The 26,101-nt window shown below is 41.8% G+C and carries 3 protein-coding genes; all 3 read right to left on the bottom strand.

Features of this window, described 5'->3' with window-relative positions:
• Window positions 1–48: 48 nt before the first annotated feature.
• From RM368_RS22715 to RM368_RS22705, 3 genes are read right to left on the bottom strand one after another with little or no spacing between them, the layout of a single operon-like run.
• The gene (locus RM368_RS22715) at window positions 49–4,314 is read right to left on the bottom strand and encodes a beta-ketoacyl synthase N-terminal-like domain-containing protein (protein WP_322696130.1); all 4,266 of its coding nucleotides are present in this window, start codon (window positions 4,312–4,314) and stop codon (window positions 49–51) included.
• Window positions 4,311–15,347 carry a non-ribosomal peptide synthetase gene (locus RM368_RS22710; RefSeq protein ID WP_322696129.1) on the bottom strand — a complete coding sequence of 3,679 codons (11,037 nt, stop codon included), beginning with the start codon at window positions 15,345–15,347 and terminating at the stop codon, window positions 4,311–4,313. Before RM368_RS22710 ends, RM368_RS22715 begins: the two co-directional genes overlap by 4 nt.
• Entirely contained in the window at window positions 15,344–26,101 is a 10,758-nt protein-coding gene (locus RM368_RS22705; RefSeq protein WP_322696128.1) for an SDR family NAD(P)-dependent oxidoreductase, read from the bottom strand. The genes RM368_RS22710 and RM368_RS22705 overlap by 4 nt, the downstream gene beginning before the upstream one ends.

The raw sequence follows: 26,101 nt of genomic DNA, 5'->3' as shown, positions 1-26,101 counted from the left end.
CGACTTCGCTCAGTACAAGTTCGTAATTCGTAATTAAATAATTATTGTTCAAATTGCGATTTCTTCTCTATCACTTGCATCTAATTTTATATCTGGTTCTGGTTGTTTCTCTAGTTTGGATACTATTTCAGCTATTGTGGGAAAGTCAAATAAAATTTCTACAGATAATTTAACAGAAAAAGTTTTTCTTAGCCGAGATAGAACTTGAACAGCTATTAAAGAATCTCCTCCTAATTCAAAAAAGTTATCATGAATTCCTACCTGTTTAATCCCTAATAATTCTTGCCAAATCTCAGCAATTTTTTCCTCTATTTCATTACGCGGAGCTATATAGGAATTGGACAAATTAGGTCTTGTGTGGAGTGCAGATAATTTTGCAGGCTGAAAAATATCTGGCTTTGTTTGTAATGAAATCTCTAATTTATGGTCAGTCTCTTTTTGCCCAGATTTTATACTAAATGCAGCTGATGCAGAAGCAACAGCCATAATAATCTGATGCTCTAATGCTTCAGTTTCAGGAAATGCAGCAACTTGCACAAAATCTTGAGCGCGTAATGCATCAAACCACTCTTCTTTGATGATAAAAGGTTGACCTGGATTGCGTCTTTTATCGTCTAAAGGTTTCAACAGCAGACCCCAAGTGATATCAAAGTCTATTTTGGGCTGAGTTATTTCCCACACTAAGAGGAAGCCGCCAGGAGCTAATAAAGAGCGTACATGGTGGAGTGTTCGATCTATATTCCGAGTAGCGTGCAACACATTAGAGGCAATGATTACATCAAAGCTGTACTTATCAAACCCTTGCTCAGTTAGCGACTTGTCTATATCTAGTAATCGATATTCAACAAATGGATAGTCTTGAAATTTCTGTTGAGCTTGAGTCAAAAAGCCGCTACCAATATCAGTAAAAGTATAGCTGGTTTGTTGGGGCGGCAACACAGGTAATAAAGCTTGTGTAGACACACCAGTACCCGCACCGATTTCTAGAACTCTTAGCTGAACAGATGATGGCAATAATTTAACTAACTGTTCTAAGCTGGAACGCAAGATAGAGTTGTAGTAAGAAATTAAGGGAGTTTCTGAATATGAACCATTGTTTTCTTTTTGATAAACCAGTTCATCGAAAATCTCTAATGGTTCTTGTTCGCCAATAACAACAACAGCTAAATTTTCACCACAACGTTGCACTAAATCTAAATCTACTAAAGATGAAGCAGCGAACCTTGCTCTAACTTCTGCTAAATGTTCATTAATATAATCTTGCGAATATGGAACTAGCTCACTAAATAACCCCTCCTGTTGCTGTAGTTGTCCTTGCTCAACTAATATTTGCAACCATCTTGAAATCAATTGCTGATAGCGAGGAGAAATATGGCATTGCGCTAACAAGTTTCCTAAAGAATACTTTTCTTCAGGATTGCTAAAAATCCCTAATTGCTGGAATGCAGAGTTGATGTAAGCTGTACATAAACGGTCTAACCACTGTCTATTTTCTTGATAGGTTAACTCGTTGAGTTCTGCATTTCTCAAACTTGCTTGCTTTTGACCTGCTTGTGTAAGCGATGTCCACAATTGTGATGTTGTGGGTAAGATTTGCAACTGTCCCCAAGCTGCTTTTTGTGGGGGATCGATCCAATAGCGATCGCGCTCAAAGGGGTAAGTTGGTAAGGGAAGACGATAATACTCATCCTGACTATAAAATCCAAACCAATCTACTTTTACCCCAGCCAACCAGAGTTGACCGAATGTATTAAATAAAACAACGATATCGGATTGCTTTTCTTGAGGATGACGTACCGAAGTCAAAACTGTTTGTGTGGCGGCTTTGTCTGGATGTCTCTTGACTAATGTAGCTAGTGTGTGTCCTGGCCCCACCTCTAGTAAGACTTGTTCGGGTGTTGCTAATAATTTCTCGACACCAGAAGCAAACAAAACTGTAGAACGCAGATGTTGAGCGTAGTAGTCAGGATTTGTGGCTTGGGTGACTGTAATCCAAGTACCAGTTAGGTTAGAAATATAAGGAAGTTTTGGAGCATTTAAAGTAACTTTTTTGACTCGCTCTGCAAATGCCTCTAAGATTGGCTCCATCATTTGCGAATGGAAAGCATGAGAAGTATGCAGGCGGCGACATTCAATACCTTGAGTAGCTAGCTGATTTTGTAGTGCATCTACGGCTGCTGTGGAACCGGAAATTACACACTGTGAGGGTTGATTAATCGCAGCAACAGAAAGTTCTTGCCCTAATAGGGATTTTACCTTGTCTGCGGGTAAAGGAACAGAAAGCATTGCTCCAGTAGGCAATTGCTGCATCATCTGTCCGCGTGCTGCTACCAAAGATAAGGCATCTTCTAAAGAGAAAACTTCTGCGAGAGTTGCTGCTACATACTCGCCAATACTGTGACCGATCGCAGCTTGTGGTTCCACTCCATAAGACTGCCATAATTTAGCTAGGGCGTACTCAATTACAAAAATAGCGCTTTGAGCAATTCCTGTTTGTTGAAGTTGCTTTGATACCTCATCAATCTTTTCGTCACTAGGGTAAAGAATACGACGTAAATCAAGCCCTAGTAAAGGTTTAAGAATTTCTGAGCAATAATCAACTTGTTCTTGAAATACTGCCTCGGTTTCATAAATTTCCCGCGCCATATTTACGTACTGAGAACCCTGACCGGGAAACATAAAGACCACAGGGCGTTCTGTAATCTCTGTGTAGTTAGTAATAACTTGTTGGGTTGCTAAATTACTCAGGTTTTCAACAACATCTTTTAAGTCTTGACAAATTAACATCCGTCGATGATTAAAACCCCGGCGACCACTATTGAGGGTATAAGCGACATCGCCTAAATTAAGTTCTGGATGCTCTTTTAAATGAGTAATTAAATTAGCCGTCGCCTTCTCAAGCGCACTCGCACTCTTAGCCGAAAGACACAATAATTGATAATTTCTCCCCTGCTCCCCTGCTCCCCTACTCCCCTGCTCCAACACAGGAGTTTCTTCTAAAATTACATGAGCATTAGTACCACCCATACCAAAAGAGCTAACTCCGGCACGCCGAGGGATGTTATTTGTTTTCCATTCAGTCAGGGTTGTATTGACATAAAAAGGACTGTTGGCAAAATCAATTTTAGGATTAGGTGTCTCGAAATGCAAACTCGGAGGCAGCATTTTATGTTGCAGTGCTAATACTGTTTTAATCAAACCTGCCACACCTGCTGCTGTATCCAAATGTCCCAAGTTGGTTTTTACCGAACCAATAGCGCAGAAGCCTTTTTTATCTGTAGTTTGATTAAAAGCTTGAGTTAAAGCTGCAATTTCAATCAAATCTCCTAAAGGTGTAGCTGTGCCATGAGCTTCAATATAAGAAATTGTCTCGGCATCTACACCCGCTATAGCTTGAGCTTCGCCAATCACTGCTGCTTGACCGCTAGCACTAGGAGCAGTGTAGCCGACTTTCATTGCACCATCATTATTAATCGCCGAGCCTTTAATAATTGCATGAATGTAGTCGCGATCGCTGATTGCATCCTGTAATCTTTTTAATACCACAATCCCAGCACCGCTACCTGCGATCGTTCCTTGTGCTTTAGCATCAAAAGCACGGCAGTGTCCATCAGGAGAAAGAATCATTCCCTCTTGATGCAAATAGCCGATTTCTTGGGGAATGCTGATAGTAACTCCACCAGCTAAAGCTATGTCACATTCACCATTTAAAAGACCTTGACAAGCTATGTGAACAGCAACCAATGAAGTAGAACAGGCTGTTTGCACATTTACTGCGGGGCCAGTCAAATTGAGTTTATATGCAACTCTTGTCGGTAAAAAATCTTTATCATTAGAAATTCCTAATTGCACGGGGTCAATTGTGGCTAATGATTGATAATTAGGGTAAAGGTTGTTGAGCAAATATCCACTCATTCCTACACCACCATAAACCCCGATTAAACCATTGTAGGTTTGCGGATCGTAACCAGCTTTTTCTGTTGCTTCCCAAGCCAATTCTAAAAATAGACGTTGTTGTGGATCTATTAACTCCGCTTCTTTGGCGCTATAAGCAAAGAAATTTGCATCAAACAATTCAATATCTGATATAACACCCCTAGCTTTTACATAATTAGGATTATTCAGTAAATCAACAGAAACACCAGAATTTATTAATTCTTCATCCTTCAAACAAGAGATAGATTCTACACCATCTCGTAAATTCTGCCAAAATGATTCAATATCTTTGGCGCCAGCAAATCTACCAGCAACAGCAATTATTGCTATTTCAGAATTATTAAATTCATGATTGTTGTCTACTGAATTTATTGTCATCTTGTACCTTTCTTCTGAGAGCGATATTGTTGCCTGGATTGTAATTGCTGGCTTCTTAAAGCTTTAATTTCACTTTGAGATTGAGTGCGATAATTGTTTTCTTTTATTGTATCTTGTTTTTTGATTTTAGCACTTAAATATTGGCTTAAACTATGTATAGTTGGGTAATTAAACATATCAACTATTGATAGTTCCAAATCAAATTCTTCTTGCAATTGCTGATTAATTCGTGCTAGTAATAGCGAATGACCGCCTAGCTCAAAGAAATTATTGTAAATTCCCACCTTTTCTACTGCTAATTCTTTTTGCCAAATACCAGCAATGATTTTTTCTAATTCTGTATTTGGTATTACATAATCAGCTTTGTTTAGAGGAGTTAACTCTGATTTCTGTAGATTGTGACGGTCTACCTTGCCATTTGGTGTTAAGGGCAGTCGATCTAGAAAAACAAAGCTGGATGGTATCATGTAATCGGGCAATCTTTCCTTGAGATTATTTCTCAAAGACTGAGTTAGATTATCTGATTTATTGTTGTTTTCATTTTCATATTCAGCAAATAATCGTTGATAAAAAGGTGTTTGCCGGAAATTATTTTTATAGTGATAGGAGACATATTCAAATTTAATAGTTTCTCCATTCTTTCTCAGCAAACGACCTTTAATTGCATAATCGGGGTTGAGATTGTTTTCGCAAAGTGTTCTGAAACAAACTGCTTGAATGACATCACCACATTCAACTTCAATCCCTGGTTCAAATACTGGAAAATAAACAGGAAGCCAACAATGTTCATGTTCGAGAATATCTATTTCTTCTCCAGCGACAGTGTGCAAATTCAACCACACTAAAAATCCATCCAGTCGCCCAGTTTTCTGAATTTCAAATTTCACTGAATGGGAGAGTTCTGGACTAATATATTCATTAAAATTCAAGTCTTCCAAAACATCCACAGTGGACAAAACATTAGCTTGCGGAAATTTTTTAATACATATCCTTAAGTCAAATGGATATCCAACTTGCTTAAAGATTTCATTGGTGTAATGTGCAGGAGTTTCAGCAAATTTTGGCTTGTATAATATTTCATCTGGGAGAGTAACAGCAGCCATCTTGGTAACACTTCTTTCAGGAATCATCAACCCATCAGGCTTGAGAAATCTTCTAGTATTATTAATAATTACTGCTGCTCCTTCAGAGCCACCAATTGCTCCCACAATTTCGGAGACGCAAACATCAGCGAGTTCTGGAATCTCAACTTGAGTTGCATCTCCATGAATGACTGTGATTTTTGACGCTAAACCTAATTTTTCAATACAAGCTCTGGCTTTGTTGCAGGTTGACTCGTCTCTTTCAATTGCATAAATTTTCTTAGCACCCCCTTCGACACAAAATCTAGACAAAATAGCATCTTTACCTGTGCCAATTTCAACGACTATTTTATCTTTGACCAATTGATTAATGGCGACTTTATAGCTATCGTTACGCCGATGGTCATTGGTCATAGCGTAATACAGTAATTCATCATAGACATAGTATTCGGCTACAGATGGCCATAGTTCTACTTTGTCTGTTGATAAATTTTCTGTTACCTGGGATGATTCAGGGTTTTTCTGTTGTGGTACAACATAAGCTACTAAACGTTTATTGCCCGATTGGTCTTCTCGTGTGATGACTACTGCTTCTTGAACTCCAGGTTGCTGAGACACTACATTTTCAACTTCCCCAAGTTCTATGCGATAGCCGCGAATCTTGACTTGATGATCGATACGACCGAGAAACTCAATGCTACCGTCATTCAAGTAGCGGGCCAAATCGCCAGTTTTGTAAAGCCGAGAATGGGCTTCATCGCTAAAGGGATTGGGAATAAATTTCTGTTGTGTCAACTCTTTTTGGTTGAGGTAGCCTCTTGCTAACCCGACTCCACCGATGTGCAATTCTCCTGGCACACCAATCGGTACGGGTTGCAAATACTCATCTAAAATGTAGAGTTGCGTATTGGCGATCGCTTGACCAATAGATATTTTCTCATCTTCAGGGGTGCATTTGGCAATAGTCGCACAGACACTAGCTTCCGTTGGCCCGTAAGCGTTAAAGAAGTTTCTGCCAACAGACCACTGCTTGATTAATTCAGCTGAACTTGCTTCTCCCGCGACAATTATTGTTTGCAGTGTCGGCAGTTCCTCCACGGGCATAACTGCTAACGCCGATGGTGGTAGTGTGATATGGGTAATCGAATAATTGCGTAATTGTTTAATTAATGGTTCTCCTGGCAATAGAGAGTCTTTGCTTCCCAGGTACAACGTTGCACCTGAAAACAGAGCCATCAAAATTTCTGAGATCGAAGCATCAAAACTGAAGGAGGCAAACTGGAGAACGCGACTAGAACAAGTCAAGCCAAAAGTTGTTTTCTGAGCTTGAGCTAAGTTACATAGTCCCTTATGCTCAACCATCACACCTTTGGGTCTACCTGTAGATCCTGAAGTGTAAATCACATTCGCTAAATGAAAAGCTTTGACTCCAGTAGTTGGGTTAGATTGATTGTTTTGGGCAATTTCTGACCAGATTTCATCTAAAAAGACTTGGTTTGCTTGATGTTGTGGAAGTTTGTCAATCAGTCGTTGTTGAGTCAGTAGCACCGAAACTTGAGCATCTTCTAGCATGAAGCTCAAACGCTCAGGCGGATACTCACTGTCAAGTGGTACATAAGCACCACCCGCTTTGAGAATGCCTAGTAGTCCCACCACCATATCTATTGAACGTTCCACACAAATACCCACCAGCGTATCTGGTTTTACACCCAATGAGTGCAAGTAATGCGCCAATTGATTAGCACGACAATTCAACTGGTGATAGGTGAGTTGTTGATTTTCAAATACAACTGCTACAGCATCGGGTGTACGCTCAACCTGCTGCTCAAACAACTGATGGATACATTTATCTTGGGGATAATCTGCTTGAGTATTGTTCCAATCAACGAGTAACTGCTGTTGCTCAGATTTTGTTAGCAGAGGCAATTGAGAAATTTGCTGCTGTGGATTAGCAACAATTCCTTCAAGCAAAGTTACAAAATGACCAGTCATTCGTTCAATCGTGCTGGCATTAAACAAGTCAGTATTATACTCCCACATACCCATCAATCCTTGGGTAGTGTTTTCCATCGATAAACCCAAATCAATCTTTGTAGTTGTACTTTCTACTGGCAAGGAACTAACAGTTAACCCTGCAAGCTTTACTTCCTGTACGGGTGCATTTTGAAGATTAAACACCACCTGAAACAGTGGCGTATGTCCCAAGTCCCTTTCTGGCTGCAATGCTTCCACCAACATTTCAAAAGGCAAATTCTGATGAGAGTATGCTCCTAAAGCTACTTCTCGAACGCGAAGGAGTAATTCGCTAAAACTGGGGTTGCCTGCCAAGTTAGTACGCATGACTAAAGTATTGACAAAAAAGCCAATTAACCCTTCGATTTCAGAGCGATCGCGGTTTGCGATCGGCGAACCTACCAAAATGTCTGATTGTCCTGTGTAGCGGTAAAGCAGGGTATCATAAGCTGCCAACAGCGTCATAAATAAAGTACAACCTTGCTCCTGGCTCAGTTTTACCAATCTATCGGTTAACTCAACTGAAAGTGCAAACTTCTGATATGTCCCAGCGAAAGTTTGCACAGCAGGTCTAGGTCGGTCTGTAGGTAGCGACAATAAAGCTGGTGCGTTTGCTAGTTGTTGTTGCCAGTACGAGAGTTGGCTTTGCAGTACATTTCCTTGCAACCAGTCTCTTTGCCAAATAGCGAAATCTGCGTACTGAATTGGCAGTGGTGTTAAAGGTGACGGCTTCCCTTGAGAATAAGCATTGTACAATGCTGCTAGTTCTTGAACAAACACACCCATTGACCAGCCATCAAAGACAATATGATGTATAAACACTAACAAGGCGTGTTCTGTTTCTGACAACGTTACTAATGTTGTCCTGATTAATAATTCATCTGCCAGGTTAAAGGGTTGTTGCGCTTGTTGTTGCGCTAATCGCTGCAAAGCAATTTCTTTTTCACTTACTTCGGCTTCGCTCAGTACAAGTGTGGATAAATGCTTCAAGTCAACAATAGATACTGTCCAAGGTATAGATGTTAGTTGGCTCAAAGAAAGCCTCTTGCCCCCTGCTCCCTGCCCCCTGCTCCCTGCCTCTTCCCTAATAACTTGAACTGGTTCTCCATCAACTGTAATGAAGTTAGTCCGTAACGCTTCGTGGCGATAAATAATTTCTTGTAAGCTTTGTTCTAAGGCAGTTCGATTCAGAGTTCCAGCTAGACGTAAAGCTAAAAGTAAATTGTAGAACGCACTGTTGGGATTTAACTTGTCTAAAAACCACAAACGCTGTTGAGCATAAGACAGTGGTAACTCTGCATCCCTTGCTTTTGGTAAAATGGCTGATGCTGTTAAATCCTGTTGCTGCAACTGTTGAATATTTTGGGACAATTCAGCGATCGTTGGTGCAGCAAATAAACTCCGCAAAGGTAATTCTACATTTAAGCTGGTACGCACGCGGGAAACTAGTTGCGTTGCAAGTAGCGAGTGTCCGCCAAGCTCAAAAAAGTTATTATGTATGCCCACTTGCTCTAATTTTAAGACTTGCGCCCAAATTACTGACAAAATTTCTTCGATGGGGTTACGTGGAGCAGCATACTCATCCGATAATTGGCTGTGTAAATCAGGCACAGGCAAAGCGCGGCGGTCTAGTTTACCGTTGGGGGTAATTGGTAAAGCGTCCAAGATAACTATTGCACTTGGAACCATGTAGTCTGGTAACTTTGACTTCAGGAAGTTACGCACAACGCTTACAGAGAGTGTACTTCGACTCCTTTCGACTTCGCTCAAGGCAAGTCGCTCAGTACAAGTCTGTTCTGGTTGCGGCACTATGTAAGCGACTAGGCGTTTATCACCTGGGGTATCTTCCCGAACAACTGCACAAGATGCCTGCACATCACTTAGTTGACCGAGTACTGCTTCAACTTCGCCCAACTCAATGCGGAAACCGCGAATTTTAACTTGATTGTCAATGCGTCCTAAAGATTCGATTTTACCGTCCGGTAAATAACGTGCCAAATCTCCAGTTTTGTATAGTTTTGAATTATTAAAGGGATTGGGGATAAATTTCTCTTGTGTTAACTGGGGTCGGTTCAAGTAGCCTTGGGCTAACAGGACACCAGCAATGTACACTTCTCCTGTTACACCCACGGGTACAGGCTGTAAATATTTATCTAGGATGTAAATTTGCGTGTTGGAAATCGGTCGCCCAATTGGAGGTAATGGCGGCCAAGTTTCTACTGAATTAGGTAAAGTAAAACTGGTGGCTAAATGGCTTTCGGATGGCCCATATTGATTGTGCAATGTACAATCATTGAGTTTACCCAACCACTCATAAATCGCCCCAGTAATTCGCAATTGATCCCCAGAAGTGATGATTTCTCGCAAATGAGTATTCACTAATGCATTACTAATAGCGAATTCCGCTAATTGCTGTAAGCCCACAACGGGGAGAAACATTCTTTGAACTGCTTTTTCTTGGAGAAAACCTAACAAAGCTCTTGTATCGTGGCGTAATTCCTCTGTGATGAGGCATAATGTGCCGCCAGAACACCAAGTAGTGAAGATTTCTTGGAAGGAGACATCAAAGCTAACCGAAGCAAATTGCAGGGTTTTTGCTCCACGAGCAATTTTGAGATTGTCCCGATGCCACAAGATATGATTGCAAAGGGCAAGCTGACTCATAGCTATACCCTTGGGTTGACCTGTGGAACCAGAAGTGTAAATTATATAAACTAAGTTATCGGGTTGTACGCCAGAAATTACGTTATCTGTGCTGCACTGAGAAATTAATTCAGCATCAGTATCTAAACAAACAAGTTTTGCTTGATTTGGCGTTAGCCTGCCAATAAGTCGCTGTTGAGTCAGTAAAACTTTAACTTGAGTATCGTCTAAAATAAAGCTCAAGCGATCGCTCGGATACTCTGGATCAAGTGGTACATACGCTCCACCCGCTTTGAGAATTGCCAGTAATCCTATAACCATCTCTAAAGAACGCTCAACACACAGACCAACTAAGACATCTGGTTTTACACCTAATGAGCGTAAGTAGTGCGCCAACTGGTTAGCACGGTAGTTTAATTGCTTGTAAGTAAGTTGTTGATTTCCAAACTCTACCGCCACAGCATCGGGTGTCAGCTCGACTTGTTCTTCAAACAATTGATGGATGCACTTATGAAGTGGATAATCAACTTCTGTATCGTTCCACTCGACAAGTAACTGCTGTTGCTCAACTGCTGTTAGCAATGGCAATTGAGAAATTCGTTGTTCTGGGTTAGCAACAATACCTTCAAGTAATGTAACAAAATGACTTGTCATTCGTTCAATTGTGCTGGCATCAAACAAGTCAGTGTTATATTCCCACCACCCTGCTAATCCGATGGCAGTGTTTTCCATCGATAAAGTTAAATCAAACCTAGAAGTTGTGCCTTTGATTGGCAATCGATTTACAGTCAGCCCGGTTAGTCCTAATTCAGATGTGGGTGCATTCTGGAGGACAAACATTACCTGAAACAGTGGTGTATGACTGAGGTTTCTTTCTGGCTGCAATGCTTCCACCAACATTTCAAAAGGCAAATTTTGATGGGAATATGCCTCCATTGCCATAGAGCGAACACGGGTGAGTAATTCGCTAAAACTGGGGTTGCCTGTCAAGCTGGTACGCATGACTAAGGTATTGACAAAAAAGCCAATTAACCCTTCTATTTCAGAGCGATCGCGGTTAGCAATTGGCGAACCCACCAAAATGTCTTCTGTACCTGTATAGCGATAAAGCAGGGTATCAAATGCTGCCAACAGCGTCATGAACAAAGTTACACCTTGTTCTTGGCTGAGTTTGGAGAGCTTATCAGTTAGTTCAACAGACAGGACAAACTCTTGATGTGTGCCGTTGTAGGTTTGCACAGCTGGTCTAGGTCTGTCTGTGGGGAGCGACAATAAGGCTGGTGCATCTTGTAGTTGTTGTCGCCAGTAATTTAATTGGCTTTGTAGTACTTCCCCTTGCAACCAGTTTCGCTGCCAAATTGCGAAATCTGCATACTGAATCGCCAATGGTGCCAAGGTTGAGGGCTGACCTTGAGCATAAGCATCGTACAGTGCTGCTAGTTCTTGGACAAACACACCCATTGACCAACCGTCACTAACAACATGGTGCATACACACTAACAAGACGTGTTCCGTCTCATTAAGCACTACTAATATCGCCCTGATTAATGCTTCCTTTGCCAAATCGAAAGGTTGAGTAACTTGTTGTTGCGCTAATTGTTGACTAGTAATTTCTTGTTCTGTTGTAGATAAATACTTCAAGTCAACAACTGAAACTGTCCAAGTAGTTTCTGTTTGAATAATTTGAGAAGGTTTGCCATCAACTGTAATGAAGTTAGTGCGTAATGCTTCGTGGCGATGAATAATTTCTTGTAAGCTTTGTTCTAAGGCTGCTCGATCCAAATTTCCTACTAGCCGCAAAGCCATAGGAATGTTGTAAAAGGGGCTGTTAGGCTCGAACTGATCTAAAAACCACAAACGCTGTTGTGCATAAGACAGTAGTAATTCTGCATCCCTTGTCCGCCTTAAAAGTGGCGGGGAAGTTATTTCTGAGTCTTGTTGCTGTAACTGCCCAATTGATTGTGCTAATTCGGCTACTGTCGATGCAGCAAACAACTCACGCAATGGTAATTCTACGTTGAAAATGTTGCGAATGCGTGAAAGCAATTGCGTTGCTAGTAGCGAGTGTCCGCCAAGCTCAAAGAAGTTATCGTGAATACCCACTTGCTCTACTTTCAGCACTTGCGCCCAAATTTGCGCCAGCATTTCTTCAGTAGGTGTGCGCGGTGCAACATACAATTCTCGCAGTGTGCTGTCTAACTCATGTGTTGGCAGGGCGCGGCGGTCTACTTTTCCGTTAGAGGTGAGGGGTAAGGATTCCAGCAGCACTATTGCACTTGGCATCATGTACTCTGGTAGCTTTGCCTTAAGAAACTGACGCAGTTCTGGGACTGTGGGGGATTGTTCTTTTTGCGGGACTACGTAAGCTACTAAACGTTTGTCGCCCGGTTCATCTTCTCGTACTATTACCACGCTTTCCCAAATGGCTGGGTGAGAAGTTATTAATGCTTCAATTTCGCCCAACTCAATGCGGAAACCACGAATCTTAACTTGGTTATCGATGCGTCCTAAATACTCTAACTCGCCATCGGGTAAATACCGCGCTAAATCACCTGTTTTGTATAATTTTTTGTAATTATCAAATGGGCTAGAAATAAAACGTTCTGCTGTCAGTTCGGGACGATTCAGATAGCCACGTGTCACCCCTGCGCCACCAACGTACATTTCACCAGGAACGCCTATCGCTACTGGCTGTAAATATTCATCCAGCACGTACACCTGTAAGTCGGGTATTGGATGACCAATTACACTAGCAGTATGATTTAAATCGGCTTTGCTCAATGGGCGGTAAGTGACGTGTACGGTGGTTTCTGTAATCCCGTACATATTCACTAATTGAGGCAAGGAGTCGCCATGTCGCTCAAACCAAGGTTGTAAACTCTTCAGTTCTAAAGCTTCGCCACCAAATATGACTAGGCGTAAGTTTAAGGAGGGGGCAGGGGAAAATGTTATTGACTGTTCGGCTTGAATTAACTGGCGGAAAGCTGATGGTGTTTGATTGAGAATTGTGACTTTTTCTTGACACAATAATTGATAGAAAGATTCAGGCGATCGCGTCACTAAATAAGGCACTACTATTAGTTTTCCACCATACAACAATGCACCCCAAATTTCCCATACAGAAAAATCGAATGCATAAGAGTGAAACATTGTCCACACATCATCTTGATTGAAGTGATACCAAGAGTCTGTGGCTGCAAACAGACGAGTTACATTTGAGTGATTGACTAAAACGCCTTTGGGTTTACCTGTAGAACCGGAAGTATAGATGATATAAGCTAAATTATCGGGTGTTGCGGTATTTTCCGGGTTTAACTCGCACTCTTGAGCAATTTTTTCCCAATCGCTGTCTAAGCAAACAATATGCGCCTGATGTTGAGGAATAGTATCTACTAATTGCTGTTGTGTTACCAGTACTTTAACTTGAGCATCTTCTAACATGAAGCTTAAACGCTCAGTTGGATACTCAGGATCGAGCGGCACATAAGCACCACCCGCTTTGAGAATGCCTAGTATTCCCACGATTGTTAAGAGCGATCGCTCTACACACAACCCCACCAAGGTATCTGATTTTACACCCAATGAACGCAAGTAATGCGCCAACTGGTTAGCTTGATTGTTCAACTGCTGATAAGTCAGTTGTTGATTTTCATACACAACTGCGACAGCATTCGGGGCACTCAAAGATTGTTGTTCAAACAACTGATGAATACACTTATCAGAGTAATAATCCGCTTGAGTATTGTTCCATACTAATAACTGCTGCTGTTCGGGTTGCGTCAATAGGGGCAATCGGGAAATTGGCTGAATAGGATTTGCCACAATCCCTTCAAGTAACGTTATAAAATTCCCCGCTATGCGCTTGATAGTGCGCTCATCAAAAAGGTCAGTGTTGTATTTGAAAATTCCAGCTAAAGAAGAATTATTTTCTGCGATCGTCAAATCTAGATCGAACTGACCCTCCATTTGGGGCATTTCAAAAGGTTTGAGGATAAATCCGTCTTGATTTACTTCACCTTCTAACAAAAGTTGTTGCGTCTGCTCAAACTGTCCCAAGTTCTGCAAAATAAAGTTGAATACAGTTTGAAAAATCGGGGAACGGCTGGAATCGCGCTGTGGCTGCAATCGTTCTACCAATAAAGCAAAGGGAAAATCTTGATGCGCCAATGCTTGTGATACGCAGGAGCGAATTTGAGCGAGAAATTCCCCAAAACTAGGATTTCCTGACAGATTTGCCCGGATGACAACTGGATCGACGAAGTAGCCGACAATTGGGGCAAATTCTATCTGAGTTCTACCTGAAGTAGGAACGCCGACTAAAATATCCTCTTGCCCTGTATAACGATACAGGAGAACCTGAAATGCAGCCAGAAGCAGGATATATTGGGTAACGCCTTCTGTTTGAGCTAATTTTTTCAGTTTTTCGGTCAGTTCTGGCGAAAGAGTAAAGTTATGGGAAGCACCGTTATAAGTTTGGATGGTTGGCCGTGGTTTGTCTGTCGGCAGATTGAGTACAGGTAATTCTCCTGCTAGTTGTTGCTGCCAATAGTTCCAGAGCTTTTCTCCTTGGGCGGTGGTTAATAATTCTCTTTGCCAACGAATGTAATCGATGTAAGAGTGCTGTAGAGGAGTTAGAGATGGCTCAATCCCCGACTCTAGTGCAGGATAGCTGACGATTAACTCTTCCATCAGTAAGGGCATAGACCAACCATCACCTGCAATATGATGTACTGACATCAACAGGATGTGTTCATCTGGCGAAGAAGTAAATAAACGTACCCGGATTACTGAGCCGTTTTCGAGGTCGAAAGGTTGCTTGTATTCCTGAAAAACTCTTTGTTCAAGCTCCTGCTCGCTCCAATTAGAGGCATTTATTTGTTGAAAATCTGGTAATTGAGTTTGACGGGTTTGTTGAACAACTTGATTCCCTTGCTTGGAAAAGGTGCTACGTAACTGAGGATGACGGTTAATCAGCAGTTGGAAGGTTTTTTGTAAAGTCGTGACATTCACCTGCGAACAAATACGACAGGCAAACACCATATTGTAAGCTGCACTTTCAGGTGCTAGTTGCCACAAAAACCATAGCGCTTGTTGACCGTAGGAAAGAGGATAAATATTTAAAATATCTGGGCGATCGCGCAGTAATTGTAAAATTTCACTTTTATGCTGCTGTAGTTGAGCAACTACATCAGGAGTTAACAGCGACTTAGAACCCCCAATACGCAATTTTTCGCCGTCATTTCCCAATTTAATCCCTTTCAAAGAAAGGTCTTGTAAAAATTCAACCAAGCTCATAGTTCCAACTCCACCCAATCATTATTTTCGAGATTCTCTAGCGGAAATTGCTCGCTACCTGTGCTTTGGCTTTCTTGAGCAAAATCTAGGGGAAAAATTTCTAATGCCAAATAATTAGCCAGTTTTGTAACTGTAGGATAATCAAAAGCTAAATTTGGGGGTACAGAGCATCTTAGAGAGTTTTGCAAGCGGTTTCGCAACTCAACAGCCGTTAGAGAATCCATCCCTAGCTCAAAAAACCTCTGCTCTCGATCTAGGGTTGAGAGATTACGCCCTAGCACTTTAGCTACTTGCGAGCAAATATGCTCAATTAAGAGTGGTTGGCGATCGCTAGCATTAGCCATCTCTAATCGAGTCCGAAAATCAGATTGTTCGAGTTTCTTGGCTGTGTGGCTGAAGTTAGCAAAGAAAGGCGAGTTTAAACTTGATTTACTGAGAAATTCTGACCAATTGATCGGTATTACCGCTACTTGAGCAGAAGATTGATTCAACAATTGCTCTAGCACAGTTAATCCCTGTTGAGGAGCAATTGTACCAATCCCGTTTGTCTGTATGCGATTTTGATTTTGGCTATCTAAGTTAGCCGCCATACCCACTTGCGACCAAGGCCCCCAGTTAATGCTGATTCCAGGTAGACCCAAAGCTTGGCGATGATGGGCTAAGGTATCCATAAAGGCATTCGCTGCTGCATAGTTGCCTTGTCCCGCAGAGCCAATCAGCGAACTTATCGACGAGAAACAAACAAAAAAGTCAAGCGACAGATTTTGTGTCAAAGTATGGAGATTCCACGCACCTTGCACTTTCGGAGCCATTACCCGCCAAAAACGCTCTAAAGACTGTTGCCGTAAAACACCATCATCCAGCACGCCAGCCGCATGGATAATTCCCCGCAGTGGCGGTAACTGAGAGTCGATTTTTTCTAATACTTCAACCACGCGATCGGCTTCGGAAACATCCGCTTGCACCACCAGCACTTTTACACCCGATCGCTCAAAGCTAGATATTCTTTGTTTTGTGGCAATAGATACCTCACTTCGCCCAATTAATATTAAGTGTCGCGCACCTTTTTCTATCAACCACTCAGCCACTTCCATACCCAGTGCGCCGAATCCACCAGTAATCAAATAACTCGCGTCTGGTTGTACAGATAACTGCCCTTCATTAACTGTTGTAGTGATTTGCGGCATCGATACTACTACTTTACCGATATGCTTGGCTGCTGCCATATAGCGGAAAGCATCTACTACTTGCTCTAGGGAAAATACTGTTTGAGGTAAAGGCTTAAGAGTACTTGTTTGGAATTGTTTTGTTAGTTGCTGCAACATCGGGGAAATTAAACCCGGATACTTTTGGTGAACTTCCCCTAAATCAAAAGCAAAATATGAAACATTATCTCTTACGGCTTTGACTTGGCTTTCATCCCAGATGCCAATTTTGCCGATTTCGATAAATCGTCCCTTGTGAGCCAGTACTTGTAAGCTTTTGTTGATGAATTCACCATTTAAGCTATTGAGAACAACATCTACCCCTTGTCCATGTGTCAGACTCATCACTTCGTCGGCAAATTCCAGGCTGCGGGAGTTCATTACATACTTAACTCCCATTGATTTGAGAAATTCCCACTTGTTAACAGAAGCAGTAGCAAATACCTCTGCACCAGCACTTAGCGCTATTTGCACCGCAGCTAAACCGACACCACCAGCTGCGGCATGAATCAAAACTCGTTCGCCTGGTTGAATTTTTGCTAGATGATGCAACCCGTAATGGGATGTTAAAAATGCTAAAGGTATGGTCGTTGCTTCTTGGAAACTTAAGTTTGTGGGCTTTTTGACTACAGTCGTTGCTGGTAACGTGACAAAACTGCTGAAGGCATCGTGAGTTGTCACCCATGCCAGAACTTCATCCCCAACTTGGAGATGGTCAACATTCTCTCCCACGGCGACAATATTTCCAGCACATTCAAAGCCAAAAGTCAACTGACTCGCTTGGGTAATGCCCATTTTTTCAGCATAATATTCTTTAAGCATTCCTAAAGCATTTAGGACATCCCGGAAATTCACGCTTGCGGCTTGCACTTGAATTTCCACCTCGTTGTTTTGCGGTGGGCGACGAGTCATCGCTTGCAACGATAGATGATCTAAGACACCATACTCAGATAGCTTTAATTGCACAGGCTGGCGCGGTGCGATCGCCAGTTGTTTGTCCTCATCAGAAATGGCTTTGCGCCGCACCAGTCGCGCTACGTAGCGTTTGCCGTGACGAATGGCTATTTGGTCTTCTGTATCTGGAGAACAGATTTCTGACCACAGCAATTGCAGATTGTCCTCATCGGCAGCTAAATCTAAGCGCACACATTGTAATTCGGGATGTTCTAGAGCAATGACTCGACCTAATCCCCATAATGCCGCCCCACTGAGTTGAACTGGTTGTGGCAATGCGTTATCTATCGCTTGAGTGCCACGAGTTACCAGCCATAGCCGAGGAGGTGTTGGGAAGTTGGCTTGCAGCAAAGTTTGTACTAGGTGTAAGACACTACCACAGTTTAGAAGTTGTTCTTGTTCTATAGCAGTAAGGGAGTTTTGCGATCGCTTTTGGTAACTCCACAGATGAATGATATTGCTTATTGTGGGTAGTTTTTCTCCCCTGCTCCCTGCTCCCTGCTCCTCTGCTTTTTCATGCTGACTGACGGTACTAATCAATTTTTGCCAGTGGTCTGGGAGGCTGGGATCGATTTGATAATGTTGCCGATCAATTTTCTGATAGCTAACACCAGCAGACACTAAGATACAAGCAACTCCTTGCTGTTGCAACTGTTTGGCTAGTCGTTGGCCTAGTCCTTCTGAATCAGTCAAAATCAGCCAACTGCCACCAGAGACAGCAGCCGATTGACTTTTTTCCACCGCTTGCCATTCAATTTCATACAACCAGTCTGCGAAATCTTGCTCAAGAGATTGCAGCAACGCTTGGCGAGTCGCTTTTTTGGCTTGTAAACCTTTAATGTCTGCAATCAAGTGTCCATGAGTATCAAACAGTCTAATATCTGTTAGTAGCTTATCGGGCTGGGAATTTTCTAGCTGTCGTTGCACCGCATGACACCATAACTGCTGACTTTGAGGACGTTGGTAAAACTCGAAACTCTCAATTGCAAAGGGTACAAAAGTCTCATCGTCAGAGAAGAAAATGCTGGTCAGTTGTAAGCAGGAGTCTAGAAGACCTGGATATAATTGATACTCTTCTAAATTCTCTACTTCCGAAACCCATTTGAGCTTGGCTAGGGCTTCTCCTTCTTTCCACCAAACAGAATCAAGCCACTGGAAGCTTTCACCCAATTGAATTTGTCGCTTTTGCCAACTTTGATAAATTTCGAGCGCAGCTATTTGTTGAGTACAGCGTGTTTGTATCTGTTGGAGAGAGACAGCTTCTAGTTTAGTATTAAAGCCTTTCGAGATTTTTCCTGTGGCATGAACTAACCACTCATTTATCTGAGTACTACCATTTGGAACTGTATCAAAGCTGATAAGTTGGAAAGATGCGCCACTTCCCTCAAAAGACAGCACCAACTGTAGTGTGCGCGCTTTACCTTCGGGGATAGGCAATGCCTGTGGGAAAACTATATTTTCTAACAGACATGACTCACTGGCGAAAGTCAGCCCTGCTGCACCCAATAATAAGGAGAGATGACAAGCTCCAGGTACTATAACTTGGTTATAAACTTGATGTTCTGTTAAGAACGGTAGAGTTTGAGTACTAAATTCCGATTCAAACAAGATTTCCTTGCTTAAGGGCAATTGAAGCTTTTTGTCTAATAATGGATGCAGTTTTGCTGGTTGTAGCTGTTGATGCCGACGCGGAGTATTTTCAATCCAATAACGTTGTCTTTGAAATGGATATGTTGGTAGTGCAACTTTGCGGCGAGGATAATCTTGCTCAAGTTCTAACCAATTAACTTTGCCTCCGGCTAAATATAACTCTCCTAAACTAGAGAGCAATTGTTGCCATTCTGGTATGCCCTCACGTAAAGAAGGTAGCCATAAACCTTCACCATCTGGCAAGCATTGACGACCCATGCCTAACAAAATCGGCTTCGGCCCAATTTCTAAGAAGACTTCACATTCAAGAGTACGCAATGTCTGCATACTATCAGCGAACCGCACTGGTTGACGGATATGATTGACCCAGTATTGTGCTGTTGTGATGCGATCGCCTGCCAATTCTCCAGTAATATTAGATACTAATGGAATTTGCGGCTGATTGTAGGTAACTTGATTAGCTATTGCCTCAAAGTCAGCCAACATCGGTGTCATCAACGGCGAATGGAAAGCATGAGATACTTGCAAACGCTTTGTCTTGATTCCTTGGGCTTCTAGTTGCTGACAAACAACTGTGATATCTTCCCTAGCTCCAGAAATTACCACACTTTCGGGGCCATTGATGGCTGCTATTGCCACTCGTTGATTGTAGGCTGCAATAACTTCCCTCACTATCGCCTCTGAAGCCATCAGGGAAACCATTTCACCCCCAGATGGCAATTGTTGCATCAACCGTCCGCGATGAGCAATGAGTTTTAATCCATCTGACAAACTAAAAACACCAGCTACAGTTGCAGCCACATACTCGCCAACACTATGCCCCATGACTACATCCGGCTCAATCCCCCAGGATTTCCACAGTTGATATAGGGCATACTCAATCGCAAATAGCGCAGGTTGAGTATATGCAGTTCGATCCAGTAGAGATGAAGCTTGACTAGAATACAGTACCTCTAACAAAGAATGCTCCAGTAATGGGCGAAGAATTTCGTCGCACTGCTCTAAAGTTTGGCGGAATATAGGTTGAGTGTCGTATAATTTACGACCCATATTGATATACTGAGAGCCTTGGCCAGTAAACAATAAGGCTATTTTTGTTAGCTTGTTATTAGACTGAAAGCTCTTAGAAGATGTCAAATCAGCCAGTTTCTCTACTAACTCCTCTCTAGAGTCAGCCACAATCGCCAGACGATGGTTAAAATGCTCCCGCCCTGTATTCGCTGTATAGCAAACATCTGCAATAGATACTCCAGAATTCGATATCAAAAATTCCCGATACCGATGTCGCAATTCATCTAAAGCATTCAGAGTTTTTGCAGAGATAGCAAGTAGATGGTAAGGACGTTCAATAGAATTTTCATTTTGAATTTTGAATTTTGAATTTTGAATTCCTATTGGTGCTTCTTCCAAAATCACATGGCAATTAGTACCACCGATTCCCAGAGAATTCACCCCAGCACGACGGGGATAATCTTGGCTATGCCAATCCTGCAACGTAGTATTAACGTAAAAAGGCGTATTGGGTAAATCCAGTTGAGGATTAGGTTGTTCAAAGTGCAAACTTGGTGGAATTTTTTGATGGTACAGTGACAGGACTGTTTTGATAAAACCAACCACACCAGAAGCAATCTGGAGATGACCGACATTGGTTTTTACTGAACCGATACCACAAAAGTTTTTTGACTGCGTACTAGAACGAAATGCTTGGGTAAGTCCGCCAATTTCAATCGGATCTCCTAAAGGTGTGCCAGTTCCATGTGCTTCCACGTAGCTGATGGTTTCTGCATCAATTCCCGCCATCGCCATTGCTTCTGTGACTACAGCTGCTTGACCGTCTCCATTAGGAGCCATGTAGCCAACTTTTGTACCACCATCGTTATTAACGGCGGAACCTTTAACTACAGCATAGATGTTATCGCCATCAGCGATCGCATCCTCCAACCGCTTCAAAACCACAAGCCCCACACCACTACCAAAAATCGTCCCCTGCGCTTTAGCATCAAAAGCCCGACAATGACCATCTGGAGTGACAATCATTCCTTCTTGATACAAGTGACCAACCTTTTGGGGTGCATTCACAGAAACCCCACCAGCTAAAACCATGTCACTTTCGCCACTCAGCAAGTTGGCACAAGCCATGTGAATTGCCACCAAAGATGTAGAGCAAGCGGTTTGCACATTCACGCTTGGGCCAGTCAAGTTGAGTTTGTAAGAAATCCGTGTGGTTAAATAATCTTTATCATTAGCAACCATCATCTGCAAACCACCCATTGAATCTATGGTTGCTATTTGCAGATTATCGTTAATATCAAGCTGATGGCGGTTGGGATAAACATTATTCAGTAAATAAGTGTTCATCACCGCGCCAGCATAGATCCCGATCGCACCATTATAAGTTAGAGGATTATAACCAGCAGTTTCTAAGCTTTCCCAGGCACACTCGAGTAAAAGACGCTGTTGAGGATCTAGTAATTCTGCTTCTTTTGTGCTATAGCCGAAGAAATCAGCATCAAAAGATTCCACATCAGATAATATGGGCTTGGCTTTGACGTAGTGAGGATTTTTGACTAGTACCGGATCTACACCTGCTTTGATAATTTCTTCATCGCTAAAAAATGAAATCGATTCTACGCCATTGCATAAATTTTGCCAGAATTCATCGATATTATTCGCACCAGGAAAACGACAGGACATCCCGATGACGGCGATATCCGATTGATTAACAGCTTGGCGAGAACTACGAACCTTGGCACGTTTTTGACCTTGGACTACAGAAGGTGATTCTGTTTGCCCTTGACTTAAGAAATTCGCTAAGGTGCTGATGCTGGGATATTTAAACATATCTACAATCGACACCGGAATCTGGAAGAACTCCTGCAATTTACTCTGAGCCTGCACTAGAAGTAGTGAATGTCCTCCTAGCTCGAAAAAGTTCTCATGGATGCCTATTTCTTCAAGATTCAACACTTCTTGCCAAATCTGTGCAACTTGGCGTTCAATGTCTGAAACTGGTTGTGCTTGGTCGTTGGCGCTTTGGTGCAACTCGCCTCTGGTAAGCTTTTCTAAATCGATGATGCCTGTTTTGGTTAATGGCATCTGTTGTAGCTGCACAAAATTGCAAGTACTGGGTGTACCATAGCGATCGCGCACCACTAATTTAGATAATTGCTCTCCAACTAAAGAATTACTAGCGGTAAAATAAGCAGTTAATTTTTCCAGAGGATAAGTATCTTCTACATAACTGCGGATATATCGGTTACTACCATCTAATCCCACTAGTAATTGCACCTGATTATGGTGTAAACCAACGAGCAAAGAATACAGCCCTTGTCGTGCAGACATGGCATAGTAACCCGCCTTTTGAGCCAACTTGCTTCTTTGAGAGTCAGAGCTAATGCCGAGGCCATCCCACAGACTCCAGCTAAAGCAATAGCTCTTTAACCCCAAAGAGCGCTGATAATGTGCAAAACTCTCTAGAAACTGATTAGCTGCAACAAATGCGCCGACAGTAGCGCCTCCCAAGAAACTACTGACTGAAGAAAAGCTGATAAAAACTGCTTGGGGATCATCTAGTAGTAGTTGATTGAGTACCCAAGCTCCTCCAACTTTTGAGCGTAAGGCTGCTGACCAACTGTTATGATTTTCTGCGATGAGCGATCGCTCCTGATAAGATCCTGCTAGATGTAATACCCCGTCTAATTGGCATCCCCAGCTAGACTTTGCCTGTTCAATCACACCTTGCAAAGCTGGCAAATCGCAGACATCCACTGCCTCATAGATGATTTCTCCTCCTAGCTTTTCTAGTTCTTGATAAGCCGCGATTTTTTGAGATATAGCATTCGACTGTTCTGTGTAGTTGTGCCATGTATTTCTTTCGGGTAAGTTAGTCCTACCAACCAACAAAAGCTTTGCTTTGTAATGCTTCAACAAATACTTAGCAATTTCAACACCAACACCCCCAAGACCACCGCTAATTAAATACATTCCACCTGATTGAAAAGCAAAATCTTGCTTTGGTGGAGAGCAAAAATCTACTTTCTCTAATCGAGGAATCCAACGCTGTCCTTGGCGATAAGCTACCTCAGATTCTCCTGATAAGATATGCAACTCTTGCAGAATCCGCTCTGCATTCACTACTGTTTTATCTACAGTTAAATCTACATGACGACTACTCAATCCTGGTATTTCCTGCTCGATTACTTTCAATAACCCAAGCAGTGGTGATTTCTCATAAGCTATTTCGTCAGCAGGTGATGTAAACTGCGTATAATTAGAAACTACTAACAAATCGATAGGATATTGAAATTTCTGGATATTAGCTAACGCTTTAATTAAGAATAGTAGACTATAAACACCAGATGTTTGAGCTTGTTCTAAGGACTCTAAACTAGAAACCTCATTAATACAACTGTCATAAGTCCATAAATGTATAATTTTATCAATTTGAAAGTTATTAGCTTTCAGGGCAGATAGCAAACGTTGATAATCTTCGGGATTATTTGGTGCAATTTGATAGCGGTTATTGCTCAGTTGCTTAAAGTCTACTCCCGCTTCAATACCAACCCACGGCTGCCCCTGTTTTTGGAGTTCTGCACCCAAACATTCCCCTAATCCTAATTGGTCGAGAAATACTAGGAAGCGACCATTAATTGTAGACATTTGGCTTACAGGTAGTTTCTGCTGCCATATCCGACGATAAAACCAGTCTGGTAATAAGTTAGGATTGTCTAAATTGATGCCAAGTTGTTGAATAATAGTATCAAATTCACCAGCCAAGAACATCCTGCTTAATTGGGCGCGCTGAATTTTACCAATTGCAGTCTTCGGAATTACTTCCTTTTTGACAGGAATAATGTAATTTGGATTTACCCCAATCTTTTTGACAACTGCCCCACGAATCTTTTTTATCAGCTCTTTCAACAAAGTCTGTTCAGAGACAGCAGAACTAAAGAATATAGCTAATTGATCTGCGTTTTGCCCAGAGAATCGCACGGCACAGGCAGCCGTATAAGATATCTCTACACCTTCGACTTCTTCAACTACTGATTCAATTTCATGACTGTAATAGTTGATGCCATTGATAATAATGTCATCTTTATCTCTGCCAGTCAGCACAATTCGTCCTGACTGTAAATAGCCGATATCTCCAGTGTTAAACCATCCATCTTCGGTAAAAGCTTCGCGGTTGCGCTCTGGATTTTGATAGTAACCAGAAGTCACTGAAAGTCCTTGAACTTGAAATTTCCCGATCGCCCCTTCGGGAACGATTTGATTATTATCGTCAGTAATGCGAATCGATGCTCCCGGAATCGGTGGCCCAAGTTCTACAAATGACATATCATCTGATGAAGATTCTAAAGAAAAACCATCAGACCAAGTGATTCCTGAGCAAGTCTCAGACATCCCAAAGGCTGGATGAATGGCGTTAGGTGGTAAACCATGTCGTTGGAGAAGCTTAAGAAAACTACGTGCTGTTTTCGGTACGATTTGCTCCCCAGCGTTCACTAGAAAGCGCATAGAAGATAAATCCCATGACTGCTGATTTATTTCACTAGCGCGTTCATTAAGTAAGGAAAAAGCGAAGTTTGGGGCCCAAGAAATCGACGCTTGGTGGCGTTGAATCAATTCCAACCAACGAATGGGATTTTGCAGAATGTATTCTGTAGATGCATGGATTTGCTTGCAACCTAAATCAACTGCCATCAGTCCTAGAAAAACAATTGCACCCACATGCTCTAATGGCATCCAGTTCAAAACAATCTCATCACTGGAAAAATTGTTCATTTGGGCTGTGCCAGCCGTCATACTTAAGAGATTGCGATGAGTTAACATCACACCTTTAGGAAAACCAGTACTGCCTGAAGTGAGTAATAGTAGTGCTAAATCATCTTCGTGACTTTGATGAATATTTCTATCTGGTTGGTTTTGGCGTAAGTTATCTACTGTCTCAACTTGAAAATTTTCTACATTTAAAAGTGCTGGTAATTTCCGAAGGCTTTGAACTAATTTTGAGCTTGTCAGAACAATAGGTTGCTCTAGCATCTGCCAAGCATTGTGTAATTTGTTAACAGCGCTGTTAATCTGCTCGTAGGCAGGTGCGATAGAAACTGGTACGGGAATAAAACCGCCTAAGATACAACCCCAAAACGCAGGTATGAAATCTTGACTGAGATCGATTTGAAATATTACTTTGTCTAATGGTTTTAAACCTATCTTTCTTAAACCAGCTAATATCTTTTGAGCATCTAATAGTAAATCTTTATAAGATTGAATAATTTCATAACCATCGGGTTGAATATAAACTAATTCTTTTTCTGGGAATTGAATAGCTGTTTTTTGCAGGGCTTCCCAAAGAAGTTTTGGAGCGTTTTCTTCTTGTTTGAGTTCTTTGCCATGACTAACAGCTAGTCTGTTATTAGCGAAATCCTGATTGATAGTTGAGCGAGAAAATTGAGGTGTAACTGTATTGTTTTCTTCACCTGTAAGCGTTTTCCAATCACTTAGCAAGTCTGATAAGCGTAACGATCGCTGCTGCTTGAGGTGTTCTTGAACTACTACTGCTACTTGCTTAACTTCAGGTACTAACTGAATTTGTTCTGACCATTGCTGTACAAGGTTTGTATCCCTTACTTCCAAATGATTTAAGACAGTTTCATCTATCTGTCCCGATGGAGTTAATGGTAAAGTGGAGACTGGCACAATCGCCTTCGGTATTAATTCGCTAGACAGAATTGTTTGCAAATAAGATAGCAATTGTTCTGGTACAAATAATCCTGATGGAACTACATAAGCAATTAAATCTTGTTTTAAATTTTCTGTCTGCCTCTCTATTACTACACAATCGTCAACAGCCGAACTTGACTTGATAGCAACTTCTACTTCTCTATAGGTAAAAATTTTATTGTTTGAATTTACTAAAAGCTGACTATGATTATCTAACTGCAT

Source organism: Nostoc sp. DedSLP03, from assembly GCF_034530815.1.
GTDB lineage: Bacteria > Cyanobacteriota > Cyanobacteriia > Cyanobacteriales > Nostocaceae > Nostoc.
Note: the sequence above shows the minus strand (reverse complement) of the source record. Positions and strands in the feature narration are given on the sequence as shown.

Bases quoted from the DNA above. Each gene is read 5' to 3' on its own strand.
- RM368_RS22705 (WP_322696128.1), bottom strand. From the start codon at position 26,101: ATGCAGTTAGATAATCATAGTCAGCTTTTAGTAAATTCAAACAATAAA.
- RM368_RS22715 (WP_322696130.1), bottom strand. From the start codon at position 4,314: ATGACAATAAATTCAGTAGACAACAATCATGAATTTAATAATTCTGAA.
- RM368_RS22710 (WP_322696129.1), bottom strand. From the start codon at position 15,347: ATGAGCTTGGTTGAATTTTTACAAGACCTTTCTTTGAAAGGGATTAAA.